Annotated in this window: 18 protein-coding genes; 9 read left to right on the forward strand and 9 right to left on the reverse strand. The window is 71.5% G+C overall.

The features are described from left to right. The first annotated feature begins 341 nt into the window (after positions 1-341). Positions 342-806 (forward strand): NBR1-Ig-like domain-containing protein, encoded by a 465-nt coding sequence (locus E1292_RS19710; RefSeq protein WP_165974634.1) that lies wholly within the window; start codon positions 342-344, stop codon positions 804-806. A gap of 95 nt (positions 807-901) precedes the next feature. On the opposite strand, the gene E1292_RS19715 is transcribed toward E1292_RS19710, so the two are convergent. Beyond that, positions 902-2,911, reverse strand: coding sequence for a serine hydrolase domain-containing protein (locus E1292_RS19715; protein WP_246090212.1), 2,010 nt, complete (start codon positions 2,909-2,911; stop codon positions 902-904). Positions 2,912-2,938: 27 nt separating this feature from the next. On the opposite strand from E1292_RS19715, the gene E1292_RS51220 reads away from it, so the two are divergent. Both E1292_RS51220 and E1292_RS51225 read left to right on the forward strand, forming a co-directional pair. Then, positions 2,939-3,568: a hypothetical protein gene (locus E1292_RS51220; RefSeq protein ID WP_165974635.1), complete on the forward strand. Its 630-nt coding sequence runs from the start codon at positions 2,939-2,941 to the stop codon at positions 3,566-3,568. A gap of 32 nt (positions 3,569-3,600) precedes the next feature. Continuing rightward, complete coding sequence (locus E1292_RS51225) at positions 3,601-4,647, forward strand: sensor histidine kinase (RefSeq protein WP_165974636.1); 1,047 nt, start codon at positions 3,601-3,603, stop codon at positions 4,645-4,647. On the opposite strand, the gene E1292_RS19725 is transcribed toward E1292_RS51225, so the two are convergent. Both E1292_RS19725 and E1292_RS19730 read right to left on the reverse strand, forming a co-directional pair. Beyond that, positions 4,588-5,196 (reverse strand): response regulator transcription factor, encoded by a 609-nt coding sequence (locus E1292_RS19725; protein WP_132596696.1) that lies wholly within the window; start codon positions 5,194-5,196, stop codon positions 4,588-4,590. The two genes, E1292_RS51225 and E1292_RS19725, sit on opposite strands and share 60 nt — an antisense overlap. Before the next feature lie 167 nt (positions 5,197-5,363). Next, positions 5,364-7,226 (reverse strand): ABC transporter ATP-binding protein, encoded by a 1,863-nt coding sequence (locus tag E1292_RS19730; protein ID WP_132596697.1) that lies wholly within the window; start codon positions 7,224-7,226, stop codon positions 5,364-5,366. 194 nt (positions 7,227-7,420) lie between these two features. Here E1292_RS19730 and E1292_RS19735 point away from each other — a divergent pair, with 194 nt between their 5' ends. Continuing rightward, positions 7,421-7,942, forward strand: a complete 522-nt coding sequence (locus E1292_RS19735; protein ID WP_132596698.1) for a snapalysin family zinc-dependent metalloprotease — start codon at positions 7,421-7,423, stop codon at positions 7,940-7,942. Positions 7,943-8,039: 97 nt separating this feature from the next. On the opposite strand, the gene E1292_RS19740 is transcribed toward E1292_RS19735, so the two are convergent. Next, the gene (locus tag E1292_RS19740) at positions 8,040-10,475 is read right to left on the reverse strand and encodes a glycoside hydrolase family 3 N-terminal domain-containing protein (RefSeq protein ID WP_181958263.1); all 2,436 of its coding nucleotides are present in this window, start codon (positions 10,473-10,475) and stop codon (positions 8,040-8,042) included. A gap of 311 nt (positions 10,476-10,786) precedes the next feature. Between E1292_RS19740 and E1292_RS19745 the strand changes: the two genes are divergently transcribed. From E1292_RS19745 to E1292_RS19755, 3 genes are all read left to right on the forward strand, one after another. Further along, positions 10,787-11,893, forward strand: coding sequence for a hypothetical protein (locus E1292_RS19745; RefSeq protein WP_132596699.1), 1,107 nt, complete (start codon positions 10,787-10,789; stop codon positions 11,891-11,893). Positions 11,894-11,940: 47 nt separating this feature from the next. After that, a complete protein-coding gene (locus tag E1292_RS19750) occupies positions 11,941-12,585 on the forward strand; it encodes a hypothetical protein (RefSeq protein WP_132596700.1) in 645 nt (214 codons plus the stop codon). Between the two features lie 125 nt (positions 12,586-12,710). Further along, a complete protein-coding gene (locus E1292_RS19755; protein ID WP_246090213.1) occupies positions 12,711-13,106 on the forward strand; it encodes a peptidase inhibitor family I36 protein in 396 nt (131 codons plus the stop codon). On the opposite strand, the gene E1292_RS19760 is transcribed toward E1292_RS19755, so the two are convergent. Then, positions 13,107-13,697 carry a TetR/AcrR family transcriptional regulator gene (locus E1292_RS19760; RefSeq protein ID WP_165974637.1) on the reverse strand — a complete coding sequence of 197 codons (591 nt, stop codon included), beginning with the start codon at positions 13,695-13,697 and terminating at the stop codon, positions 13,107-13,109. It lies immediately after the preceding gene. A gap of 83 nt (positions 13,698-13,780) precedes the next feature. On the opposite strand from E1292_RS19760, the gene E1292_RS19765 reads away from it, so the two are divergent. Together E1292_RS19765 and E1292_RS19770 are read left to right on the forward strand one after the other, a co-directional pair. Then, on the forward strand, positions 13,781-14,812 hold the full coding sequence (locus E1292_RS19765) for a saccharopine dehydrogenase NADP-binding domain-containing protein (RefSeq protein WP_220446945.1): 1,032 nt from the start codon (positions 13,781-13,783) through the stop codon (positions 14,810-14,812). Next, positions 14,809-15,645 (forward strand): NAD(P)H-binding protein, encoded by an 837-nt coding sequence (locus tag E1292_RS19770; RefSeq protein WP_132596703.1) that lies wholly within the window; start codon positions 14,809-14,811, stop codon positions 15,643-15,645. Before E1292_RS19765 ends, E1292_RS19770 begins: the two co-directional genes overlap by 4 nt. A 44-nt stretch (positions 15,646-15,689) precedes the next feature. Here E1292_RS19770 and E1292_RS19775 read toward each other — a convergent pair whose 3' ends face one another. The 4 genes from E1292_RS19775 to E1292_RS19790 form a co-directional block, all read right to left on the reverse strand. Continuing rightward, positions 15,690-16,193, reverse strand: a complete 504-nt coding sequence (locus E1292_RS19775; RefSeq protein ID WP_132596704.1) for a GNAT family N-acetyltransferase — start codon at positions 16,191-16,193, stop codon at positions 15,690-15,692. Between the two features lie 436 nt (positions 16,194-16,629). Continuing rightward, a complete protein-coding gene (locus E1292_RS19780) occupies positions 16,630-18,342 on the reverse strand; it encodes an ABC transporter family substrate-binding protein (RefSeq protein ID WP_132596705.1) in 1,713 nt (570 codons plus the stop codon). Continuing rightward, positions 18,339-20,408 carry an ABC transporter ATP-binding protein gene (locus E1292_RS19785; RefSeq protein ID WP_132596706.1) on the reverse strand — a complete coding sequence of 690 codons (2,070 nt, stop codon included), beginning with the start codon at positions 20,406-20,408 and terminating at the stop codon, positions 18,339-18,341. Before E1292_RS19785 ends, E1292_RS19780 begins: the two co-directional genes overlap by 4 nt. After that, entirely contained in the window at positions 20,405-21,247 is an 843-nt protein-coding gene (locus tag E1292_RS19790; protein ID WP_132596707.1) for an ABC transporter permease, read from the reverse strand. Before E1292_RS19790 ends, E1292_RS19785 begins: the two co-directional genes overlap by 4 nt. Position 21,248 lies beyond the last annotated feature (1 nt).

The raw sequence follows: 21,248 nt of genomic DNA on the forward strand, positions 1-21,248 counted from the left end.
CCCCCACAGACCCCGCTCGCTCGCCGCAGCCCGGCGGGCGGTCGCAATCCGGCGGCGCCACCCAGTCCGGCGCCTCCTCACCACCCGGTGGCTCCTCGCAGCCCGGCGGGGCCCCACCGCTCGACGGCTCCACGCAGCCCGGAGGCTCCTCGCAGCCCGTGGGCTCCACACCGACCGATCGGTCCTCACCGTCCGGTGCACCGCCCGATGGTTCCGCACGGCCCCCCGACGGTCCTGCGCCGTCCGGTGGTGCCGCTCCGTCTGATGGTTCCGCAGGCACGGAACCGTCCTCCGGCCCGAGACCGGGCGCTCGCCGCACGCCACCGGTCAGGAAGGCGACCGTGCTCGCCGTGGCGACCGGCGTGGTCGGTGTCGCCGCCATCCTGCTCGGCTGGGTGCTGCCGCTGCTCGGACAGAGCGACGAGAACGAGCCCACGGCCCGGATCACCCCGGCGCAGACCGTCTCGCCGCGCGACGACTCCGCCTTCGAGGGGGACGTGACCTTCCCCGACGGGAGCGTGGTCGAACGGGGCACCGCTTTCGACAAGGTCTGGCGCATCCGCAACGCGGGCACCGTCCCGTGGCACGACCGCTACCTGACCCGCATGAACGACACCCCGTGCAAGGCGCCGGAACGGGTCGGGATCGGACCGGTGCTGCCCGGGGAGACGGTCGACATCACCGTACGCGTGCGCGCCGCCGACTCCCCCGGCCGCTGCAAGATCTTCTGGAAGATGACCGACGAGGACGGCACTCCCCTGCTCGCCGGCAAGAGGCCCATCTTCCTCGACGTCACCGTCGGCTGAGATACAGGGGTGCGTAAGCACGTGTTGCTGCGGAGACACCGGAATCCGCGCTTGATGCGCACTGATGCGGAACGCGGCCAGGGGCACCTCGGTCGTCAGTTCGTCGGGAACGGCAGGGCGAGGAGGTTGTAGGTCATGGCGATCTTGAAGAACGCCACACCGGCCAGTGCGACCGCCGTGTAGCACAGCCGTCCTGGCCGGCCCCACCAGCCCTTCGCCCAGGCCGCCACCGCGCAGCCGGCGACCAGGACGGAGAGCACGAGCCCGGCCGTGGCGACGATCGGCAGCACGGCGAGCGGGGGCGCGTAGAGAGCGGTCAGCTCCATGACCACGTTCGGGTCGGACATGGTCGTGGCGATCCCGCCGACGAAGACCGTCACCAGCGCGGCGGTGATCCAGGCCAGCAGCCGGGCGGCACGGGCACCGGCCGGGTGAGGCCGGGCGCCGGCACGGGAACGCCCGCGCAGGGCTCGGACCAAGGCGGTGATCGGCAGGGCGAGGAAGGCGAGCACGAACACCAGGGCGCTGAGGCCCGACAGGACCATATGCGGCATCGGCTCGTCGGACCAGGCCAGCTTCTCCAGCGCCTCGGAAGGGTTCATCGAGCTGGACAGCGTGCCCTCGTCGTCGAAGGCGATCTTCGCCTGGCCATCGCGCTCCTGGAAGAGACCTGGCCCGATGGGTACCCAGTGCTGGGTCGTCTTTTCCGGGTCCGGCGAGAGGCCAGTGGTGGTGAGAGTGCCGTCGGCGTTTGCCTGCACGCTTGGCGTGGCGAACAGCGTGCTGACCTTCATGAGGCTGGTCCGGCTGGTGCGGGTGGAGCGGTAGGTGCCGGCGTAGCGCGTCGTGTCCCCGCCGGAGACGGTCCGCGCGCTGGCCGATTTCGCGGGCAAGTACTCGTCGATGATCCGATTGACGAGGCTCTGGCCGTTCCAGCCCGCAACCCGGCCGACGCCGTCGCCGTTGAAGACGACGTAAACCCCGATGTCCTGCTCCGGGAGCAGAGCCATGACGTTCTGGTGGCCGGGCACCTCGCCATCCTTGTAGACGATCCGGTGGCCGTTGCGCGAGCGCTGCTCGAAGGCGTATCCCATACCCGGGATGCGTGGGTCCTGGGCATAGTGCTGCTCCTGAAGGCGGCGGGCGACGTTCTCACCCACGCGCGGATCGTCGCCGAGCTGGGCGAGCATGAAGCGGCCCATGTCGGCGGGGGTGGAGACGGGGCCGGTTCCCGTGGGGGCCCAAGGGCCGTACTGGCCCTTGACGGTGGCGTAGCCATCCGCGCTCGGGCGGTAGGCGCCGGCGAGGTCGGCGTCGAGTGCCGCGGCGTGCGGCACGGCCAGGCTGGTGGCGTTCATGCCGAGCGGCTTGAGAACGTGCTGCTCGACGTACTGCGCGAACGGTTGCCCTGAGGCGGACTCCACGAGGTGGCCGGCCAGCGCCATACCGTAGTTGTCGTAGGCGACGCGCATGCCGGGCGGGCGTACCCGCCGCGGTTGCCGGTCGGCCAGGCTGTCCGCCAGGGAGCCGACGTCTTCCGGATCGGCCTCGGCGAGCCCGACGATGTCGTCGTCGAAGCCTGCCGTGTAGGTCAGGAGGTGTTCCAGGGTGACCGGCCGCCCTGGGAAGGAATCCTTGATCTTGAACGTGGTCAGGTACCTGTTGACGTCCGCTCGCAGGTCGAGCTTGCCGTCGTCCACGAGTTGCAGCGCGGCCGTGGCGGTGAACAGCTTGGCGAGCGACCCGGTGAAGAAGCCGGTGCGCCGGGGGTCGACCGGTCGGCGCGTGGCCACGTCGGCGACACCGTATCCCTTGGCGAGGACCGTACGCCCGCCGGAGACCACGACGACCGCCGCGCCAGGAATGCGGTCCTTGGCCAGTTGCTCGGGTACGATCCGGTCGACCATCTCGGCCAGTCCGGACAGGTCGGTCTTCGGCGTGACCGGCCTCGCGGATGCCGTGGCAGCGGCTGGTGAGAGGATCACGGTGCCGGCCAGTGCCGTGGCCAGGATGCGGGGGAGGTGCGCTTTCATGAGGACAACCCTGCCGACCTGGGGTGATATAGGACCAGTGTCAGGGACACCGGTACCCTTGACGAAACGCACGATCCCGACATATCGGTATGATTCGCCGTGGTGATCATCCTGGTGGTCCTGGCCGGGGTGGCGTTCGATCCGCTGGCGCCGCTGCCCGGCGTTCCCGCGATCGTCATGGTGATCCTGCAGGTCGTGCACAGCCTGCCGCGCCCGCGCCGCCTGATCGGCCCGTGGACCCTCGTCGCGCAGGCCCTGTTGTTCGTCTGGGCCGGGCAGGGTGCTCCCGGGCTGCTCGCCGCCTCCGTGCTCCTGATCGTGCGCGGCCCTGCGCGCTGGGTGCTGACCGGAGCCGTTGTGGCCGTCACCGGGCTGCTCCACACGGCCGACGCCTACACCTGCGTGAACGCCATGGTGAACGCGCTCACCCAGGGCCTGGTGGTGTTCGGCGTCACCCGGCTGAACGACCTGCGCACCGAACTGCACGCCGCCCGCCACGAACTGGCCGAGGCGTCGGTCGCCGAAGAACGCGAGCGGGCCTCACACGAGCTGGAAAGCGTCCTGGGCTCCAGCCTGTCGGCGATCACCGCCCTGGCGGCGCGGGGGCGTACCGGCGAGATCGTCGCCCTGGCCCGCCGGGCCGCCGGGCGTGCCAGGCAGGCTCCCCAGCCCCGGCCCAGCCGCCCTTCGACGACCTCACACCCCGGCTCGCGCTCCCCATCCTGGTGACCGCGCACCTGGGATTCCTGATCGTCTCTGCGGTGTTCTTGTGGCGTGCGGCGCTGCCTCCCGCCGTCCTGGCCCTCAGCCTCCTGATCCTGGCCGGGGTCACGGGCCTGCAACTGCGCCACTCATGGCCCCGGCCGCCCGGCGTCCGGCCCGCGTACGCGGGATGGACGCTCCCGCTGCAACTTTCCCTCGCCCTGGCGCCGCTGTTCTTCCCTGAGCGTCCCTACCCGCAGCTGATCGGCTTCGCCGCCGGCTCGCTTCTCATCTTGTGGACCCGCTGGGCGGCATTCCCCGCGGTCGGCGCCGTGCTGGCGGCGACCGCCGTCGCGATGGCACTACGCGGCGTCGCTCCGCCGGAGAATCTTTACTGGACGTTCAACGCGCTCGCCATCGCGGTCATGTTCCATGGCCTGGCCCTGCACACCGGCATGGTCGCCCAGGTTCGCCAGGCCCGCCTGGCGCTGGCCGGGATCGCGCTGGAGAGGGAGCGCCGCCGCATCGCCCGTGATGTCCACGATCTGCTCGGCTACAGCCTGTCGGCCATCGTGGTGAAGGGGGAGCTGGCCGTCCGGGTGCCTGAGCGGAGCGCCGAGCAACTCGCCGACATCACCCGCATCGCCGAGCGTGCCATCGCCGACGTGGCCGCCATCCCCCGCGACAGCGGGCAGACGTTGTCGCTGGCGACCGAGCTGGCCTCCGCCCGTGAGGTGTTGTCCACCGCGGGAGCCGGCGTCCACGCCGATCCCATCGTCGCGCTCCCCTCTGACGTCGACGCGCTGCTGGCCACGGTGCTGCGCGAGGCGGTCACCAACGTCCTGCGCCACAGCCGTGCCCGGCTCTGCCGCATCGAGCTCACCTCGCAGGACGCGACCGCACGCCTGCGGATCACCAACGACGGCGTCGCCGGCACCGACGCCGCCTCGCCCGGCCAGGGCCTGCGCAATCTGACCCAGCGGGTGAGCGCCCACGGCGGCACCCTGCGCGCCTCCCGCGTTCCCGGAGGGTACGAGCTCCTCGTCCTACAGCCAACCGGCTTCGGTCGCGATGCGGACGGCGTCGAGACGGTTGCGCGCACCTAGCTTGGTGACGATCGCTCCCAGGTAGTTGCGCACCGTGCCCTTCGACAGGTACAGCGTCGAGGCGATCTCCGTGAGCTCCATGCCGCCTGCCGCCATCCGGAGCACCCCGATCTCCCGGTCGCTCAGAGGGTTCGGCTTGCTCATGATCGCCTGTGCGGCCAGCTCCGGGTCGAGCACGCGCTCTCCCGCGACCACCCTGCGGATCGCCTCCGCCAGCTGCTCGGGGGGCGCGTCCTTGAGCATGAACCCGCTGGCCTTGGACGCCAGCGCCCGACGCAACGTCTCCGGCCGCCCCAGCGACGTGAGGATCACCACCCGGCACTCGGGCAGCCGCTCCGCCAGCACACCGGCCGCGGCGAGCCCATCCAGCTCACCCGGCATGTGCACGTCGAGCACCGCCGCGTCCGGCCGGTGCTCCAGGGCCGCCGCCACCGCCGCGTCCCCCGAGGCCACCTCAGCGACCACCGTCAGATCACTCTCCAACCCCAGCAGCGCGGCGATGGCCCCGCGGACGAGCTCCATGTCCTCCGCCAGCAACACCCGAATCACGATCGTCCATCCTTCCCGTGCCCAGCAGGACGCAAGGTCCATCGTCTGCCCCGCTGCCGAACCTCGGTGCGACGGGCCCGGATCACGAGCACGATCCCCTGCCACTCCGTGAGTGTGACCGAGCATACGTTGCGCATGGAGACGCGGATTCGGCGACGAGACCGCGGTCAGCGGTAGGCGGAGGCCTGGAGGGTGTAGAGGTCGGCGTAGAGGCCGTTGAGTGTCATGAGGGTGTCGTGGTCGCCTTGTTCGGTGACCGTGCCGCGGTCGAGGACGTAGATGCGGTCGGCGTAGCGGACGCTGGCCAGGCGGTGGGTGATGAGCAGGACGGTGCGGCCGTCGGCGTGGGTGCGGATGCGTTCGAACAGGGCGTGTTCGGCGCGGGCGTCGAGGGCGGCGGTGGGTTCGTCGCAGATGAGCAGGTCGGCGTCGCGGTGGAAGCCGCGGGCGACGGCGATGCGCTGCCATTGGCCGCCGGACAGTTCGTGGCCGTCTTTGAAGCGGCGGTCGAGCCAGGTGTGGTAGCCGTGGGGGAGGCGGGCGATGACCTCGTCGGCGCCGGCGACGGTGGCGGCCTGGTGCAGGGCCTGCTCGCCCTTGCCGGTGCCCATGGTGATGTTGTAGCGGGCGGTCAGGGGCCAGCGGGTGTGGTCCTGGGCGATGACGGCGGTGCGGGTGCGGAGCTGGTCGGGGTCGACCTCGCGCAGGTCGGTGTCGTCCCACAGGATGGTGCCGGTGTCGGGTTCGTACAGGCCGGAAAGGATCTTGGCGAGGGTGGTCTTGCCGGAGCCGTTCTCGCCGACGAAGGCGATGATCTCGCCCTGTTTGATCTCGACGGACACCTCGCGCAGGGCCGGTTGCTCCGCGCCCGGATAGGTGAAGGTCACCTTGTCGGCCACGATGCGCTCGAAGCCGTCGGGGACGGCGGCCGGGCGCGGCCGGGTCAGGCGCTCCTCGGCCTGGGCGCAGAACTCCAGGAAGTCGGTGAAGTAGAGGCCCTGCTCGTAGAGGCGGTTGGTGGCGTACATCAGGTTGCCGAGCGAGGTCTGGCCGGATCGGATGGCGAGCACCGCGGTGCCCGCGACCGCCAGCGGGATCGCGGCCACGGCCAGCAGGATGCCGAGGGCGACGTAGACCAGCGCCGTGCCGATGCCGCCCATGGCCTCGCCCGCGAGCCTGGTGACCATCTGCCGCCGGGCCAGCCGCAGCATGACGTCCTGCTCGGCCCTGGCCACGGCGTCGTACATGCGCAGCAGGAAGCCGCGCATGGTGAACGAGCGCACCTCGGCCGCGGGCTCCCGCTGGGCCAGCAGCTCGGCGATGATCCACTTGCGGCGGCGGGCCGCGATCAGGCCGAAGAGAGTCGAATAGCGCATGCGCGCGCTGCGGACCGCGGCCCACGCGTCGGGCAGCACCGCGAGCAGGAGGAGCGGCAGCAGCACCGGGTGCAGCACGCCCAGCACGCCCGCCGCGGCGGCGATGCCGACGGCGGCCGTGACCACCTCGACGGCCGACGACACCACCGAGTCGGCCACCCCGACACCGCGGGCCCTGGCGCGTTCCAGGGCGTCGTGGAACTCCGGGTCGTCGTAGGAGATGAGCTCCACCCGGCTGGTCAGGCCGTAGAGCCGCTCCTCGGAGAGCCGGACGATCTGCGGGGTGAGCCGCGACTGGGCCCACCCGGCGCCCGCCTGCATCGTGGTGCGCAGCACCGCCGCCCCGCCGACCAGGGCGAGGCTGGGCAGCGCGGCCATCACGCGGTCGGGGGTGGGGCCCTCGTTGAAGAGCGCCGTCAGCACGCCGGTCGTGGCCAGCAGCCCGAACGCCGTGAAGACGCCGCCGAACAGGCTGAGCAGGATCACCGCCGCCGCGTCGCGCGGGCTCGCCTGCCAGGCCATGCGCATCGCCTGGCGCACGAGGGAGGGCAGGCGCCTGGCGACCGTCAGGAAGCCGACCTCCGCCATCTTGTCGGTGTGGGCGTTACGGCTGGAGACGGCGATCTCGCCGAGTTCGAGGGGCTCATCCTGCATGCCTTGAGTGTGACGGCGGGCGCCGACAATTTGCCGGGCCTTCTCGTTCGTTCGCACGGCGAACCCGTCCCCACGCGCAGGCCTTGATCGACCGCAGGTAGCTCCATACCGCCGTAATAGGGGAGTTTTGGGACCTCTCCGGGGGCGCGGGGTGCACATACCGTTGCAGCACCCCCACCTCCGAGGAGGCCCTCATGCCACGACCCCTCCGTCTCCTGCTCTCCTTAGCCATCGGCCTCGCGGTCCTGCTGGTCAGCTCGCCCGCGCAAGCCACGTCCATGGTCAGGGTGCTCCGGTACGACGCGAGCCGCGCGGCCGAGTTCGTGAGCGCGGTGGACCAGGCGGCGCAGATCTGGAACTCGAGCGTGGCGAACGTCCGGCTCGTCCGTGGCACCCCCGCCGACTTCGTCGTGTACGCCGACAACGGCTGGCCACGGGCGCTGCCCACAGGGCTGGGCCGTGGCAGGATCTGGATGGGCCGGGAGGCGACCAGCCAGGGCTACGACCCGGTGCGCATCGCCGCCCACGAGATGGGCCACATCCTGGGCCTGCCGGACCGGCGCACCGGCCGGTGCTCTGACCTGATGTCGGGGTCGAGCGCACCGGTGAGCTGCACGAACGCGAACCCGAGCAGCGCTGAGCGGGCCGAGGTCGACCGCAACTTCGCCGGCGCGACGCCGCAGATCGAGTTCGGCAGGCTCCACGTGGACCGCTGAGTCCTCCACGCGGCCGCACGTGAGCGCGCGTGTGCCTGGCCGCGCGTCCGGGCGCCCACGGGCCGCACGGTACTCCGGCCGCGGCGTACCGTGCGGTTCAGGTGCAGTCGTATGCGGACGGCAGGCCGGCGTCGCCGTCCGGGCGGGTGGCCTGGAAGCCGAAGGACGTGGCGGCGGCGGGAGCGAGCGTGCCGTTGTGCGGGGCGTTGCGGGCGGTCACACGGCGGCCGTCGGTGCTCAGCTCGACATTCCAGTGCCCGGTGAGCGTGTGGCCGGACGGCAGGGTGAAGGTGACGCTCCAGCCGGCCACGGAATCGGCGCCGGTGTTGGTCACGGTGGCCTGGATGACGTACCCGGTGCCCCATTGGCTCTGCGTGGCCGGGGTGACCGAGCAGGCGCCGCTCCCTCCGCCGGTGGTGGCCACGGTCACGGTTCCCGAGCGCGGCGACCGGTTGCCCGCCGCGTCCTCGGCGTACACGGCGAAGGTGTGATCCGTGGCCGCCGCCAGGCCGGTGACCGTGGCCGAGGCGGTGGCGGACGTGGCCACGGCCGTCTCGCCGGAGCTCTCCACACGTACGACCTCGTAGCGGGTCACGCCCACGTCGTCGCTCGACGCCGCCCACGTCAGCCGCGCGGACGAGGAGGTGACCTGCGAGGCGACCGGCGTGCCGGGCGCGCTGGGCGGGCTGGTGTCGTCCTGCGCCGCCTCGTACGTCAGCCCGAAGCCGTAAGGGAACAGCGGCGACTTGCCGTCACCCGAGTTGATCGGCTGCTGGGAGAAGCCGCTCATCCAGGTCATGGGCAGCTTGCCCGTCGGCTGGACGGTGCCGAACAGCACGTCGGCGACACCCTGGCCCTCGGTACCCGGCAGCCAGGCGGCGACCAGGGCGTTCCATCCCGGCAGCTGGGCGGCGATGTCGAGCGGGCGTCCCGAGACCAGCACCACGACGACGGGAACACCGGAGGCGCGCAGGGTCGCGAGGGTGTCCAGGTCGGTGGCGTCGAGGCCGAGGCCGCCCGGGCGGTCGCCCTGGCCCTCGGCGTACGGCGTCTCGCCGATGACGGCGACCGCCACGTCGTAGGAGCCGTCGATGCCGTTCCCGTCGCGGCTGTAGGTGACGGTCGTGCCCGAGCCCGCGCTGTTCCTGATGCCGTCCAGGACGGTGGTGCCGGGCGTGACGTCGCCGGAGGAGCCCTGCCAGGAGATCGTCCAGCCGCCGCTCTGGTTGCCGACGTCGTCGGCGCTCCTGCCGGCCACGAAGATCCTGCCACCCCGGTCGAGGGGCAGGACGTTCCCGCTGTTCTTCAGCACGACCTGCGATTTGGCCACCGCCTCGCGGGCCAGCGCCCGGTGCTCCGCGCTGCCGACGGTGGCGGTGTACGACCGGTCCGTCAGCGGGCTCTCGAACAGGCCCAGCTCGACCTTCTTGGTGAGGATGCGCCGTACCGCGTCGTCGATCCTGGCCTGCGGCACCCGGCCCGCCTGCGTCTCGGCGCGCAGCAGGTCGATGAACCGCCGCCACTCGGTGGGCGCCATCACCATGTCGACGCCGGCGTTCACGGCCGAGCGCACGTCGAGGGCGGACATGCCGGCGGCGCCGTCGATCTGGTCCACGCCGTTCCAGTCGGAGACCACGAACCCGGTGAAGCCCAGCTCCTCCTTGAGCACCGTGCTGAGCAGGTACTGGTGGCCGTGCAGCTTGGCGCCGTTCCAGCTGCTGAAGGAGACCATCACCGAGCCGACGCCGCGCTCGATCGCGGCCTCGAACGGCGGCAGGTGGATCGCCCGCAGCTCGGCCTCGGAGAGCCGGGTGTCGCCCTGGTCGACGCCGCCCTCTGTGCCGCCGTCACCGAGGTAGTGCTTGGCGGTGGCCAGCACGGAGGCGGGGCCGTCCAGCGTCGTGCCCTGGAAGCCGGTAACGATGGTCGCCATGGACGCGGGCAGCTCCGGCGTCTCGCCGAACGACTCGTACGTGCGGCCCCACCGGTCGTCGCGGGCCACGCACAGGCAGGGGGCGAAGTTCCAGTCCACGCCGGTGCCGGACACCTCCTCGGCCACGGCCCGGCCGATCCGCTCGGCCAGCTCGGGGTCACGGGTGGCGCCGAGGCCGATGTTGTGCGGGAAGATCGTGGCGCCGACGACGTTGTTGTGGCCGTGCACGGCGTCCACGCCGTACAGGATGGGAATGCCCAGCGGCGTGGCCAGGGCGGCGTTCTGGAAGCCGTCGTACATGTCCGCCCACGAGGTGGCCGTGTTGGGCGACGGCGCGGACCCGCCGCCCGACAACACCGAGCCGAGCCGGTACGCCGTGACGTCGGAGGCGCTGACCGAGCCGCGCTCGGCCTGGGTCATCTGCCCGAGCTTCTCGTCCAGCGACATCCGCGACATCAGGTCATCGACCCGGTCGGCCGTGGACAGGGCGGGGTCGCGGTAGGCGGCTGCCGTGGCGGGCGCCGGGGGGACGACCAGGGCCGCGGCGACGAGCAGCGGCACGGCCGCCCTGATCGCCCACTGTTTGCGCGAGTTTCTCATGGCACGCTGCTCCGGCTCGGCTCGACGTTTGGGAGCGCTCCCAAACGAGTACTCTAGGCCGCCTCGCCGCCGCGCATCCGGCGCGCCGGGCCCATCCCGCCCTCCTGCACACCGGCACCTGGGCAAACAGGACGGAACTGGGTGAAAGTTTCAACGGGTCACCGCGTCCGGCCTTCCGGCGCGAGGGACGCGCCCTGCTAAGGACGGCGCATCCCCGCGCCGGGCCCAGGACGGCCGTGGCCCGCGTTCGCCTCGACGCAGGGCTACGATCGACGGCTACAGGCGACCCTGCGGGAAGGAAGCGCGGGCGGATGAGACGCGGCGACATCCTCTACCGATGGAACGTCCTGCCGTGGTGGCCGCTCGCGCTGTGCTGGGCGGCGCTGATCGCGCTGGCCGTCGTCATGCCCATCGTCCAGCCCGCCCGCGGTGACGTGCCGTTCGTCGTTGACGCGCTGGGCTACGCACTCGTCTGGGGAATCCCGGCGTGGGTGGCGCTGCTGGCGATGTGGTCCGTACGCCACTTCGGGCGCATCGTCGTCACCAGGACCGAGCTGCGCGTGGGACGGCACCACGTGCCGGTCGACCGGCTGAGCCGCGACCACCTGTACCTTCTGGCCCACGACCTGCCCGAGTTGCGCGCGCGGCTGGAGCCGCTGCCCGACCTGCCATGGCCGCGGCTGCGCCTGCTCGCCAGACAGGCGCGATGGTCGGGCAGGCCCCTGGGCGGGGCCTTCGCCGCGCCGTTCGGCGTCAGGACCCATCCCCTGGTGCTGGCCGGCGGGCCGGCCGTCGAGGTGGCCACGCGCGACCTGGCCGGGCTGGTGGAGGCGCTGCTCGGCGTGGTGCCGGCGACCCCGGCGGCCGACGCGGCGCAGCCCCGGAGGACGGGCGTCCTGCTGCCTGTCGCGCTGGTGGTCGTGCTGCCGGTCCTCATCGTCGGCGGGCTGGTGTGGTACGTCGGCGCCGCCGCCGGGCGCACGGCGTTCACGCTGCCGGACCGCGCCGGCGACCTGGTGCGCCGCGACGACGCCGGCCTGATCAACGACGTGGGCCCCGCCTTCACCGGGGTGGCCCGCGTCCACCTCGACACGTACGCCGCGGCAACCTACGTGCGCGACCGCGGGAAGCGCCCCGCGTACTTCGTGCTCGGCGGAGAGGGCACCGTGCAGAGCCCGCCCCGCCTCCTCCGGCAGGCGCTCGGGGCGGACGCCCAGCGGCTCGACCCCGGCACGCGGGCGGGCAGCCTGTGGTGCGCCACCCGCGAGCTCGCCGGAACGTGGCGGCGGGTGTGCGGCTGGGCCGACGCCGGCACCGCCGGGTTCGTGGTCGGCCTGGGCTCTCCCCGCGAGGGCTACGCGGAGCTCGCGGCCCGCACCCGGGCGGTGCGCGCCGCCGGCACCCGTACCGCGGGATGAGGACGAGCCGGGAGACGCGACAGGCGCAGGCGAGCGGAAGGGGGATCGTGGTGGGGTGGCAGGAGGTCCGGCGGTTCTCCGCGGGGCCGGGGGCGACGAACGTGCCCGTCAAGATCCGCGCCGACCTGGAACTGCGGGCGCGGCGCGAGCGCCGTACCGTGCTCTGGGGATCCTCCGGGAGGCGGGGCCGGTCCGGGTGGGAGGCGTGCGCGTTCGCCGGCCGGTCCGGCGACGGGCCGCTCCGGCTGTTCCTGGACTTCGAGCTCCGGACGCCACTGTGCGGCGCCGAGCAGGAGGACGGCGGCTACGCGGCGCTCGACGCGCACGGCGCTCGGATCGGCACGATCCGCTCCGTCCCCGGCAGGCTGGGGCACGCGTGGCGGATCGAGCAGCCCGGGTTCGCGGCGATCGAGGGCCGCAACCGATGGTCTCCGAGCGGCGGCCGGCTCGGCAGGAGCGCGCGCGAGTTGCTGCCCGGCACCCTCGTCGAGGCCGTGCTGAGCACCGCCGCCGGCCCGGGGGCGAGCGCCGCGGGGCCGGAGTCGCCGTTCCCTCCGCGCACGCTCGTGTGGCTGGCGGGCGATCAGGAGGTCATGCGATCCCAGGGCCACCGCCTGGCCACGATCAGCGCCGACCGGCTCGACCGGCGGCTCGCCTTTCTCGCGGTGCTGCTGGAGGCCCGCTACCGCTGACCTCTGCACGGGAGCGCTGCTTCGAAGCCCGGTCGATCAACCCCTTTCCTGACAAGATCGCGCCATGTATGTTCGGACCGAAAGAAAGTTTCAAGCATGGAGGAACATTGGGCAAGAAGCTTCACATGCTGGCGTTACCGATCGCTGCCGCCGCTCTGGCCGCCCTGGCGACCCCCGCCCAGGCGGCCGACGGGTACGACCGGTGCCGTGACGGCTATTACTGCATGTTCTCCGGCCTCGACGGCACGGGCGACCTCATCGAGATCAACGCCGACACCCCCGACCTCGCCGCCCTGGGCATGGCCGACCGCGCCAAGTCCGACTGGAACCGTACCGACTCGTGGATCCACCTGTTCTCCGAGGCCGGCTACGGCGGCTGCTCCGCGGTGACCAGCCCGCGCGACATGGGGAACTTCTACCCCTCATTCCGCGACTTCTTCGACTCCGTCCGCTTCGACGGCCCGAACGGCCCGTCCTGCCAGACCACGCTCAAGGGCACCGTCACCGACTCGCACGGCTGATCAACGCCTGAGGGCCTCCAGGAAACGGTCGGCCTCCGCGGCGAGCCGCGGCAGGTCGGCCGCCGGGTCCTGGGAGCGGGCCAGCAACATCCCGCCCTCGCACAGGGCCCCGAAGACGAGCCGGGCGCGGACGGGCAGGTCGCCGTCCGCGGCCTGGCCCCCCGCGACCGCCACGCGCAGGCCGTCGTGCAGGACCCGCAGCAGGTGATCGTGCTCGATCGCCCGGACGGTCTCCCAGCTCAGCACCGACGGCGCGTCCAGCAGCACGATCTGCCGGAACCCCGGGTCGAGGCAGTGCTCAAGAAAGGTGCGGCAACCGCGCCGCAGCGCCGCCATCGGCTCCTGTTCCGCACCCGCCGCGCGTTCCAGCGCGGCGGAGACCTCCTCCAGCTCGCGCACGAACGCGGCGCGGAACAGCGCGACCTTGCCGCCGAAGTGGTGGTAGGCGGCCCCTTTGGTGACGCCCGCGGCGGCGGCCACGGCGTCGATCGACGTGGGCGCGTATCCCCTGGCGCCGAACAACCGGCGAGCGGCCCGCACCAGCCGCCCTGTCGTCTCGTCCGAACGCTCTGCCTGCGTGCGGCCGGCCATCGCTCTCCCCTTGACTTGCATACTCGCGGTACGTAACTTCGAGGCTAGTTACGTACTCTCAGTATGAAACATGGAGGCGAGCCGTGTCCGCACCGCAGCACATCGCCGTCTACGGCGCCACCGGCCACACCGGGCGCCTGGTGGCGGCCGAGCTCCATGCCCGCGGCCGGGAGGTCATCCTGGCCGGGCGCGACGAGGGCGGGCTGAAGGCCCTGTCCGGCGAGCTCGGCGGCGCGCCCGTGCACCGGGCCGCGCTCGACGACCCCGCCGCGTTACGGCGGCTCGCCGAGCGTGCCGCCGTGCTGGTCCACTGCGCGGGCCCTTTCACGCACACCGGCGGACCCGTCGCCACCGCCGCGGCCGAGGGCGGCTGCCACTACGTGGACCACGCCCTGGAGCAGCACCACACGAAGTGGATGTTCGACGCCATGTCCGAGCCGGCCCGGCGGGCGGGCATCACCATGGTCACGGCGATGAGCTTCTACGGCGGCCTGGGCGACCTGCTCGCCGGCGCCGTGGCGGCGGGCATGACGGGCATCGACCGGGTGATCACCGCGTACGCGGTAAGCGGCTGGCGGCTGACCACGGGCGCCAAGAGCACGGCTGAACTGCTGTTCGCCGACACCCGGCGCATCACCTACACCGACGGCGCCCAGCACGTCGGCTACGTCGAGCCGCGCAACGCCGTCTTCCCGTTCCCTCCGCCGCTCGGCCCGCGCACGATGATCGCGCCCGTCCCGTTCTCCGAGGTGCTGACCGTGCCCAGGCACGTGCCGGCACGGCAGGTCGAGGCGCAGCTCACGGCGCACACGTTCCAGGAGGAGCAGGTGTTCAGCAGCGAGCACGTCGACGCCGCCACCAGGGCGGGCTCCGACTTCACCGTGGCCACGCAGGTGATCACCGAGGGCGGGGGCCGCGCGGGGCAGGCGAGCGGCCGCGACCTGTGGCGGATGAGCGCGCTGACCTCCGTGGAGGCCGCCGTGCGCCTGGCCGACGGCGCCGGCCCCGCGGCCCCCGGCGTGTACGGCCCGGCCGAGGCGTTCCCCGCCGAACCGTTCCTGCGCGACCTGGAACGGCTCGGACTGTTCACCCTGACGCTGCCGGAGGAGCGATGATCCTCGTGACGGGCGCGGCCGGCGGGCCGCAGGGAGCCACCGGCCGGCACGTCGCCGAGCTGCTGCTGGAGCGCGGCGCGCAGGTGCGGGCGTTCGTGCGCTCCGACGACCACCGGGCCGGGGAGCTGCGCGAGCGCGGCGCGGAGGTGGTGGTCGGCGACCTGCGGGAGATCACCTCGGTACGGCCGGCCATGCGCGGCGTCCGCCGGGCGTTCCTCACCTACCCGGTGACGGCGGGCCTGCTGGACGCCACGGCCGTGCTGGCGGCGGCGGCCAGGGAGGAAGGGCTGGAACGGGTCGTCGAGGTGTCGCAGCTGGACGCCTCGCCCGAGGCGCTGACGCCCCGCATGCGCCGGCACTGGGTGGCCGAGCAGGTCCTCGACCGGGCCGACGTGGGCGCGGTGCACCTGCGGGCCGCGGTGTTCTTCGAGAACCTGGCCGTGGCCGCCGAGGGTGACCGGCTGGCGCTCCCGCTGGGGCCGCGCGACACGCGGATCCCCCTCGTCGCCGGCGCCGACGTGGCCAGGGTGGCGGCCGGGCTGCTGCTCGACCCGGCGCCCGCCGATCCGGTGTGCCTGGTGACCGGGCAGATGGCGACGATCGGCGAGGTGGCCGACGCCTTCGGGGTGGAGTACGCCGACGTGCCGCCCGAGGAGTGGGAGGCCTGGGCCATGAAGGTCTACGGCGACCCGTACACGGTCGAGCACCTGACGCACCTGTGGGCGATCTTCCGCCTCATCGGGTCCGGCGACCATCCGCTCTACCGGGTCACCGAGAGCATCGAGCGGCACGGCGGCCGGCCGCCCATGACGCTGCGCGAGTTCCTGCGCTGATCGCCGCGGGCGCCGCCGTCATGAGGGCGGCGCCCGCGGCGCCGTCAGACGCCGAACGGAGGCGCGTAGCGGACCGTGCCGGACGGCAGCGGCGCGCCGTCCAGCGACAGGGCCATCAACGCCTCGTCAGGCACGTCGAAGGCGACGCCGATGCCGTGGCGGGAGGCGATGGTGAAGCCGAAACGGGGGTAGTACCCGGGGTGCCCGAGCACGATCACGGCGCTACCGCCGCGTTCCCGCGCCTCCCGCAGCGCGTCCTCGACGACCAGCGTGCCGAGCCCCTGCCGCTGCACCTCGGGCAGGACCGCGACCGGGCCCAGGGCGAGCGCGGATGTCTCGCCGACGTGGCAGCGGGTGAGCAGGGCGTGGGCGACGACGCGGCCGCCGGAGACCGCCACCCGGGACAGGGCGGGGATCCAGGCCGGGTCGCGGCGGAGCGCCTCGACGAGGTCGGCCTCCTCCGGCCTGTCGAAGGCGGCCGCGGTCACGGCCCTGATGCCTGCCTCGTCACCGGCCGTCTCGGCGCGCAGGGTGAGATCGTCGGTCATGCGGATGCTCCAGTCGTGTGCGGCGGGCAGGGTGAGGTGGACGTCGTCGCATCCGCGAACAGGGATGGATCGAACAACGGAGAAGCCCTTCTCAGAGGGAGGACCCCCCGTGCCGGCGCACAGGGCGGGGGCTCGCGTGACCACACGCGACGACCCGGCTCAGCTGCGGTGACCGGCTCCCGGGGAGCCCGGACGGGCGGAGGAACGGACGCTGCTCACGGCAGCCACCCAGCGGGCGGTCATACGCTCCTCGCTCCTTCCTGCTCCTCCGGCGGCGCCTCTGGCGCTCGCCACACCACCATGCCTTCGTATCGACCGAAAGCACCGATTCAGGGGACGACCCTACCCGATGGCCCCGGAGCCCGCCAACCGGCTCCGCGGACACGCGAAACCCCCGGCCGGGCGGGCCCGGCCGGGGGTTCGTCGTACGCGAGGATCAGCCGGTGAAGCCGACCATCGACCAGTCGTAGGACTTGTAGCCCTCAGCGCCGAGGTTGGCGACGGTCTTCTTGGCAGCCTGGATGTCCGGACGCTGGTACAGCGGGATCGTGTGCACCATGTCCCAGATGAGCTTGTCGGCGGCGTTGGCCAGCTCGATGGCCTTCGCCGGGTCCGTCTCGCTCACCGCTGCCTCGATGGCCTCGTCGACGGCCGGGTCGCTGGCCTTCGGGAAGTTGCTCTCGGAGCCGGTCTTGTAGATCTGCGCCAGGCTCCCGATCGGGAGCGGCGTGCCGATCCAGGAGAACGGCACCAGGTCGAAGTCGCCCTTGATGATGAAATCGGTGAAGAACTTGTCATCGGGAACCGGGCGGATGGTCAGACCGATGCCGGCTTCCTTGAGCATGGCCTGGGTGAGCTCGCCCTCCGTCTTCGCGTAGGGCACGCCCGCGGGGACGACGAAGCTGAGCGACAGCTCCTTGCCGTCCTTCTTGCGCAGCTGGCCCTCCGCCTCCTGCTTCCAGCCGGCCGCGTCGAGCAGCTGCTTGGCCTTCTCCACGTTGTACTTGCCGAGGTCGCCGGAGTTGTCGACGTAGCCCTTGTGGTTGTTCATGAAGACGTGGTTGCCGAGCGTCTGCAGCGGCCAGTCCATGTCCTTCAGGTCGGACTGCGTGATCACGTCACGGTTGATCGCGTACGCGACCGCGTGCCGGACGTTCTTGTCCTTCAGGAACTCGCTCTGGTTGTTGACCGTGATGTGCCGCCAGTTGGGGCTGAGCGCCTTGCGGATGTCGACGTTCTGGACTTCCTTGGCGCGCTTCAGGTCCGCGGGGCTGCCCGGCGGGATCTCCACCATGTCGAGCTCGCCGTTGGCGAAGGCGTTGACCTGCGCCGCGGGTGTCTCGATCGTCCGGAAGATGACCTTGTCGAGCTTGGCCTTCTTGCCCCACCACTTGTCGTCACGCACGACGGTGAGCGTCTTGGTGCCCTCGTCGATCTTCTCGACCTTGAAGGGACCCGCGGTGACCGGGATCTTCTGCAGGTAGTCGTTGTCGTACGCGTCAGGCGTCTTCATGTGCTTGGCCGGCATGAGGTGCGGCGACCGGGAGAACAGGCCCTGCCACTCGGGGTACGGCTTGGAGAAGGTGACGATCGCGACCTTGTCGCTGTCGCCCTTCTTCACCGACTCGATCCGGTCCCAGCCGTCCGTGGACGCCGGCTTGAACTTCTCGTTCTCGCCGTTGTTGGCCTTCCACGCCGCCTCGAGGTCCTTCCACGTCATCGGCGTGCCGTCGGACCAGGTGGCCTTCTCGTTGAGCGTGTAGGTGACGACCTGCTTGCCCGACGACATGTCGTTCTTCACGTCGGTCAGGTAGTCGGGGTTGGCCGTGAAGTTGGCCTCCTCGTCGGAGACCATCAGCATCGGCATGATCGTGTCGAGCATCTCCGCGGTGTCGGCCTGGTTGCCGTCCACGTGGTTGCCGTTCCACTGGCTCGGCCACTGGCCGACCGGGAGGGTCAGCGTGCCGCCGTCCTTGACCTGCTCGTACGGGACGGGGTTGATGCTGATGGCCGGAGTCTCCGACATCTGCTGCTGGGCCTGCTTCGACTGCTCGGCGTTCGGTTGCTTGGTCTCGCCGCCGCCGCCACAAGCCGCGACGGCCATGGCCAGGACCGTCAGCCCAGCGGCTGCACGGTAACGAACCTTCACTCTTCCTCCTGATTGTCCGAGGCCGTGATGACCTCGACTTCCTCCGCGTAGTGACAGGCGGCGCCGTGATCCACGGCGTTCGCCAGCCGGGCAACCGAGGGCTCCTCGTCCACACATCGCCGCCGCTCCGCCTCGCTGAGCACGGCGAACTTGGGGCAGCGGGTGCGGAACCTGCATCCAGACGGCGGGTCGGCCGGGCTGGGCAGGTCGCCTTCGAGCAGGATCCGCTTGCGGGTGCGTTCCAGCTCGGGGTCGGGCAGCGGGATCGCCGACAGCAGAGCCTGCGTGTACGGGTGCGCGGGACGGTCGTAGACGTCCTCGACCGTGCCGATCTCGGCGATCCTGCCCAGGTACATGACGGCCACGCGGTCGGCCAGATGCCTGACCACCGCCAGATCGTGCGCCACGAACAGGTAGGACAGGCCGAGCCTGCTCTTGAGCTCGTCCAGCAGGTTGATCACGCCCGCCTGGATGGACACGTCGAGCGCGGAGACCGGCTCGTCGAGCACCAGCAGCTTCGGCTCCAGCGCGAGCGCGCGGGCGATGCCGATGCGCTGCCGCTGGCCGCCGGAGAACTGCTGGGGATAACGCTCGGCGTGCTCGGCGGCGAGCCCGACGAGCTCCAGCAGCTCCTCGACCTTGGGGCGCACGTCCTTCTCGCCGTGCGCCCGCAGCGGCTCGGCGATGATGTCGCCGACCGGCATGCGCGGGTCGAGCGCGGCCATCGGGTCCTGGAAGACGATCTGCAGGTCGCCGCGGAGGCTCTTACGGCCCGCCTTGTCGAGTTTGGCGCTGTCCTTGCCGAGCACCACGACGCGCCCGCCCTCCGGCGGCTGCAGCTGCATGATCTGCTGCAGCGTGGTGGTCTTCCCGCAGCCGGACTCGCCGACCAGGGCCAGCGTCTCGCCCTGCGCGATGTCGAAGCTGATGCCGTCGACGGCGTAGACGGTGCCGACGCGGCGCTTGACGATCGCGCCCTTCAGCAGCGGATAGTGCTTGATCATGTCGTCGAGCTCGAGCACCGTGGGGCGCTCGGCGCGCGGCACCCTGACCACCTCGTTGGGCGGGATGACCGGCACCGGGAACACGTCGGCCCCGGTCAGGCCCTTGTGCTCGATCTCGTGCGAACGGATGCAGGCCACGTGGCGCCCGCTGCCGAAGGGGGTCAGCGGCGGCTCCTCGTCGTCGCACATGTCCACCTTCATCGGGCAGCGCGGCGCGAAGGGGCAGCCGGGCGGCAGCGACGCGGGCGAGGGCGGGTTGCCGTCGATGGGCACGAGCGGGCCCTCCTCGCCGTCGATCCTGGGGATCGAGGCGAGCAGGCCCATCGTGTACGGCATCCGCGGCCGGTAGTAGATGTCGTCCACGGGGCCCTGCTCGACCGGGCGGCCCGCGTACATGACGACCACCCGGTCGGCCATGCCCGCGATGACGCCCAGGTCGTGCGTGATCATCACGATGCCGGCGCCGGTTTCCTGCTGGGCGGTCTTGAGCACCTCCAGCACCTGGGCCTGGATGGTCACGTCGAGCGCCGTGGTGGGCTCGTCGCAGATGAGCAGGTCGGGGTCGTTGGCGATGGCCATGGCGATCATCGCGCGCTGCCGCATGCCGCCGGAGAACTCGTGCGGGAACGCCTTGGCCCGCAGGCCCGGATTGGGGATGCCGACCAGGTCGAGCAGTTCGACGGCGCGCTTGGCGGCTTTGTCCTTGCCGACGTTCTGGTGGACGCGGACGGCCTCGGCGATCTGGTCGCCGATGGTGTAGACGGGCGTGAACGCCGACAGCGGATCCTGGAAGATCATGCTGATCGTCTTGCCGCGTACCTTGATCTGCTCGTCCTCCTTCATGCCGAGCAGTTCCTGGCCGTGCAGCTTGACCGAACCGCTGACCACGGCGTTCGTCGGCAGCAGGCCCATGACGGCGAGGGAGGTGACGGACTTGCCCGAGCCGGACTCGCCGACGATGCCGAGCACCTCGCCGCGCTCGACCTCGTAGCTGACGCCGCGCACGGCCTCGATGCCGCCGGGGAAGGTGACGGTGAGGTCCCTGACCTCCAAGATGCTCACGAGTTGCTCCCCGGGTCGAGTGCGTCACGCAGGCCGTCGCCGATCAGGTTCACGCTGAGCACGAGCAGCACCAGCAGGCCCGCGGGGAAGGCGAACAACCAGGGGTAGCCGGTGGCGTTGCGCGAACCCTCCGCGATCAGCGTGCCGAGCGAGACGTCCGGCGGCTGGATGCCGAAGCCGAAGAAGGACAGCGCCGCCTCGCCGATGACCGCGCCGGAGACGTTGAGCGTCGCGTCGATGATCAGCAAGGAGGACAGGTTGGGCACGATGTGCCGGAAGATGATCTTCCAGCGGGGGATGCCCATGTAGACGGCGGCCAGCACATATTCGCGCTCGCGGAGCGAGAGCGTCATGCTGCGCACCACCCTGGAGGTGATCATCCAGGAGAACGCGGCGAGCAGCACCACGAACCAGAGCCAGGAGGCGCCCTCCCGCAACCGCGGCGAGATGATGGCGATGATCAGGAAGCTCGGCAGGACCAGCAGCAGGTCCACACCCCACATGAGCACCTTGTCCACCCAGCCGCCGAAATAGCCGGCGAACGCGCCCACGATCGCGGCCAGGCCGGTGGAGATGATCGCCACGAGGAAGCCGATGATGATCGACTTCTGCATGCCGCGGAGCGTGACCGCGTACATGTCCTGGCCGATCGTGGTGGTGCCCCACCAGTGGTCGCCGCCGGGAGGCGACAGGAAGGCCAGGAAGTCCTTGTCGGTCCAGTCGTACGGGCCGACGAACGGGCCGAGGTAGGCCAGTGCGACCAGCACGACCAGGGCGATGGTGCCATAGCGGGCCTGCTTGTTGCGGAACAGGCGCCGCAGGACGACTTTCGAACGCATG

This window comes from Nonomuraea deserti (assembly GCF_004348685.1).
In the GTDB taxonomy this organism is placed as follows: Bacteria; Actinomycetota; Actinomycetes; order Streptosporangiales; family Streptosporangiaceae; genus Nonomuraea; species Nonomuraea deserti.

Bases quoted from the DNA above. Each gene is read 5' to 3' on its own strand.
- E1292_RS19730 (WP_132596697.1), bottom strand. From the start codon at position 7,226: ATGCAGGATGAGCCCCTCGAACTCGGCGAGATCGCCGTCTCCAGCCGT.
- E1292_RS19735 (WP_132596698.1), top strand. From the start codon at position 7,421: ATGCCACGACCCCTCCGTCTCCTGCTCTCCTTAGCCATCGGCCTCGCG.
- E1292_RS19740 (WP_181958263.1), bottom strand. From the start codon at position 10,475: ATGAGAAACTCGCGCAAACAGTGGGCGATCAGGGCGGCCGTGCCGCTG.
- E1292_RS19745 (WP_132596699.1), top strand. From the start codon at position 10,787: ATGAGACGCGGCGACATCCTCTACCGATGGAACGTCCTGCCGTGGTGG.
- E1292_RS19755 (WP_246090213.1), top strand. From the start codon at position 12,711: ATGCTGGCGTTACCGATCGCTGCCGCCGCTCTGGCCGCCCTGGCGACC.
- E1292_RS19760 (WP_165974637.1), bottom strand. From the start codon at position 13,697: ATGGCCGGCCGCACGCAGGCAGAGCGTTCGGACGAGACGACAGGGCGG.
- E1292_RS19770 (WP_132596703.1), top strand. From the start codon at position 14,809: ATGATCCTCGTGACGGGCGCGGCCGGCGGGCCGCAGGGAGCCACCGGC.
- E1292_RS19775 (WP_132596704.1), bottom strand. From the start codon at position 16,193: ATGACCGACGATCTCACCCTGCGCGCCGAGACGGCCGGTGACGAGGCA.
- E1292_RS19790 (WP_132596707.1), bottom strand. From the start codon at position 21,247: ATGCGTTCGAAAGTCGTCCTGCGGCGCCTGTTCCGCAACAAGCAGGCC.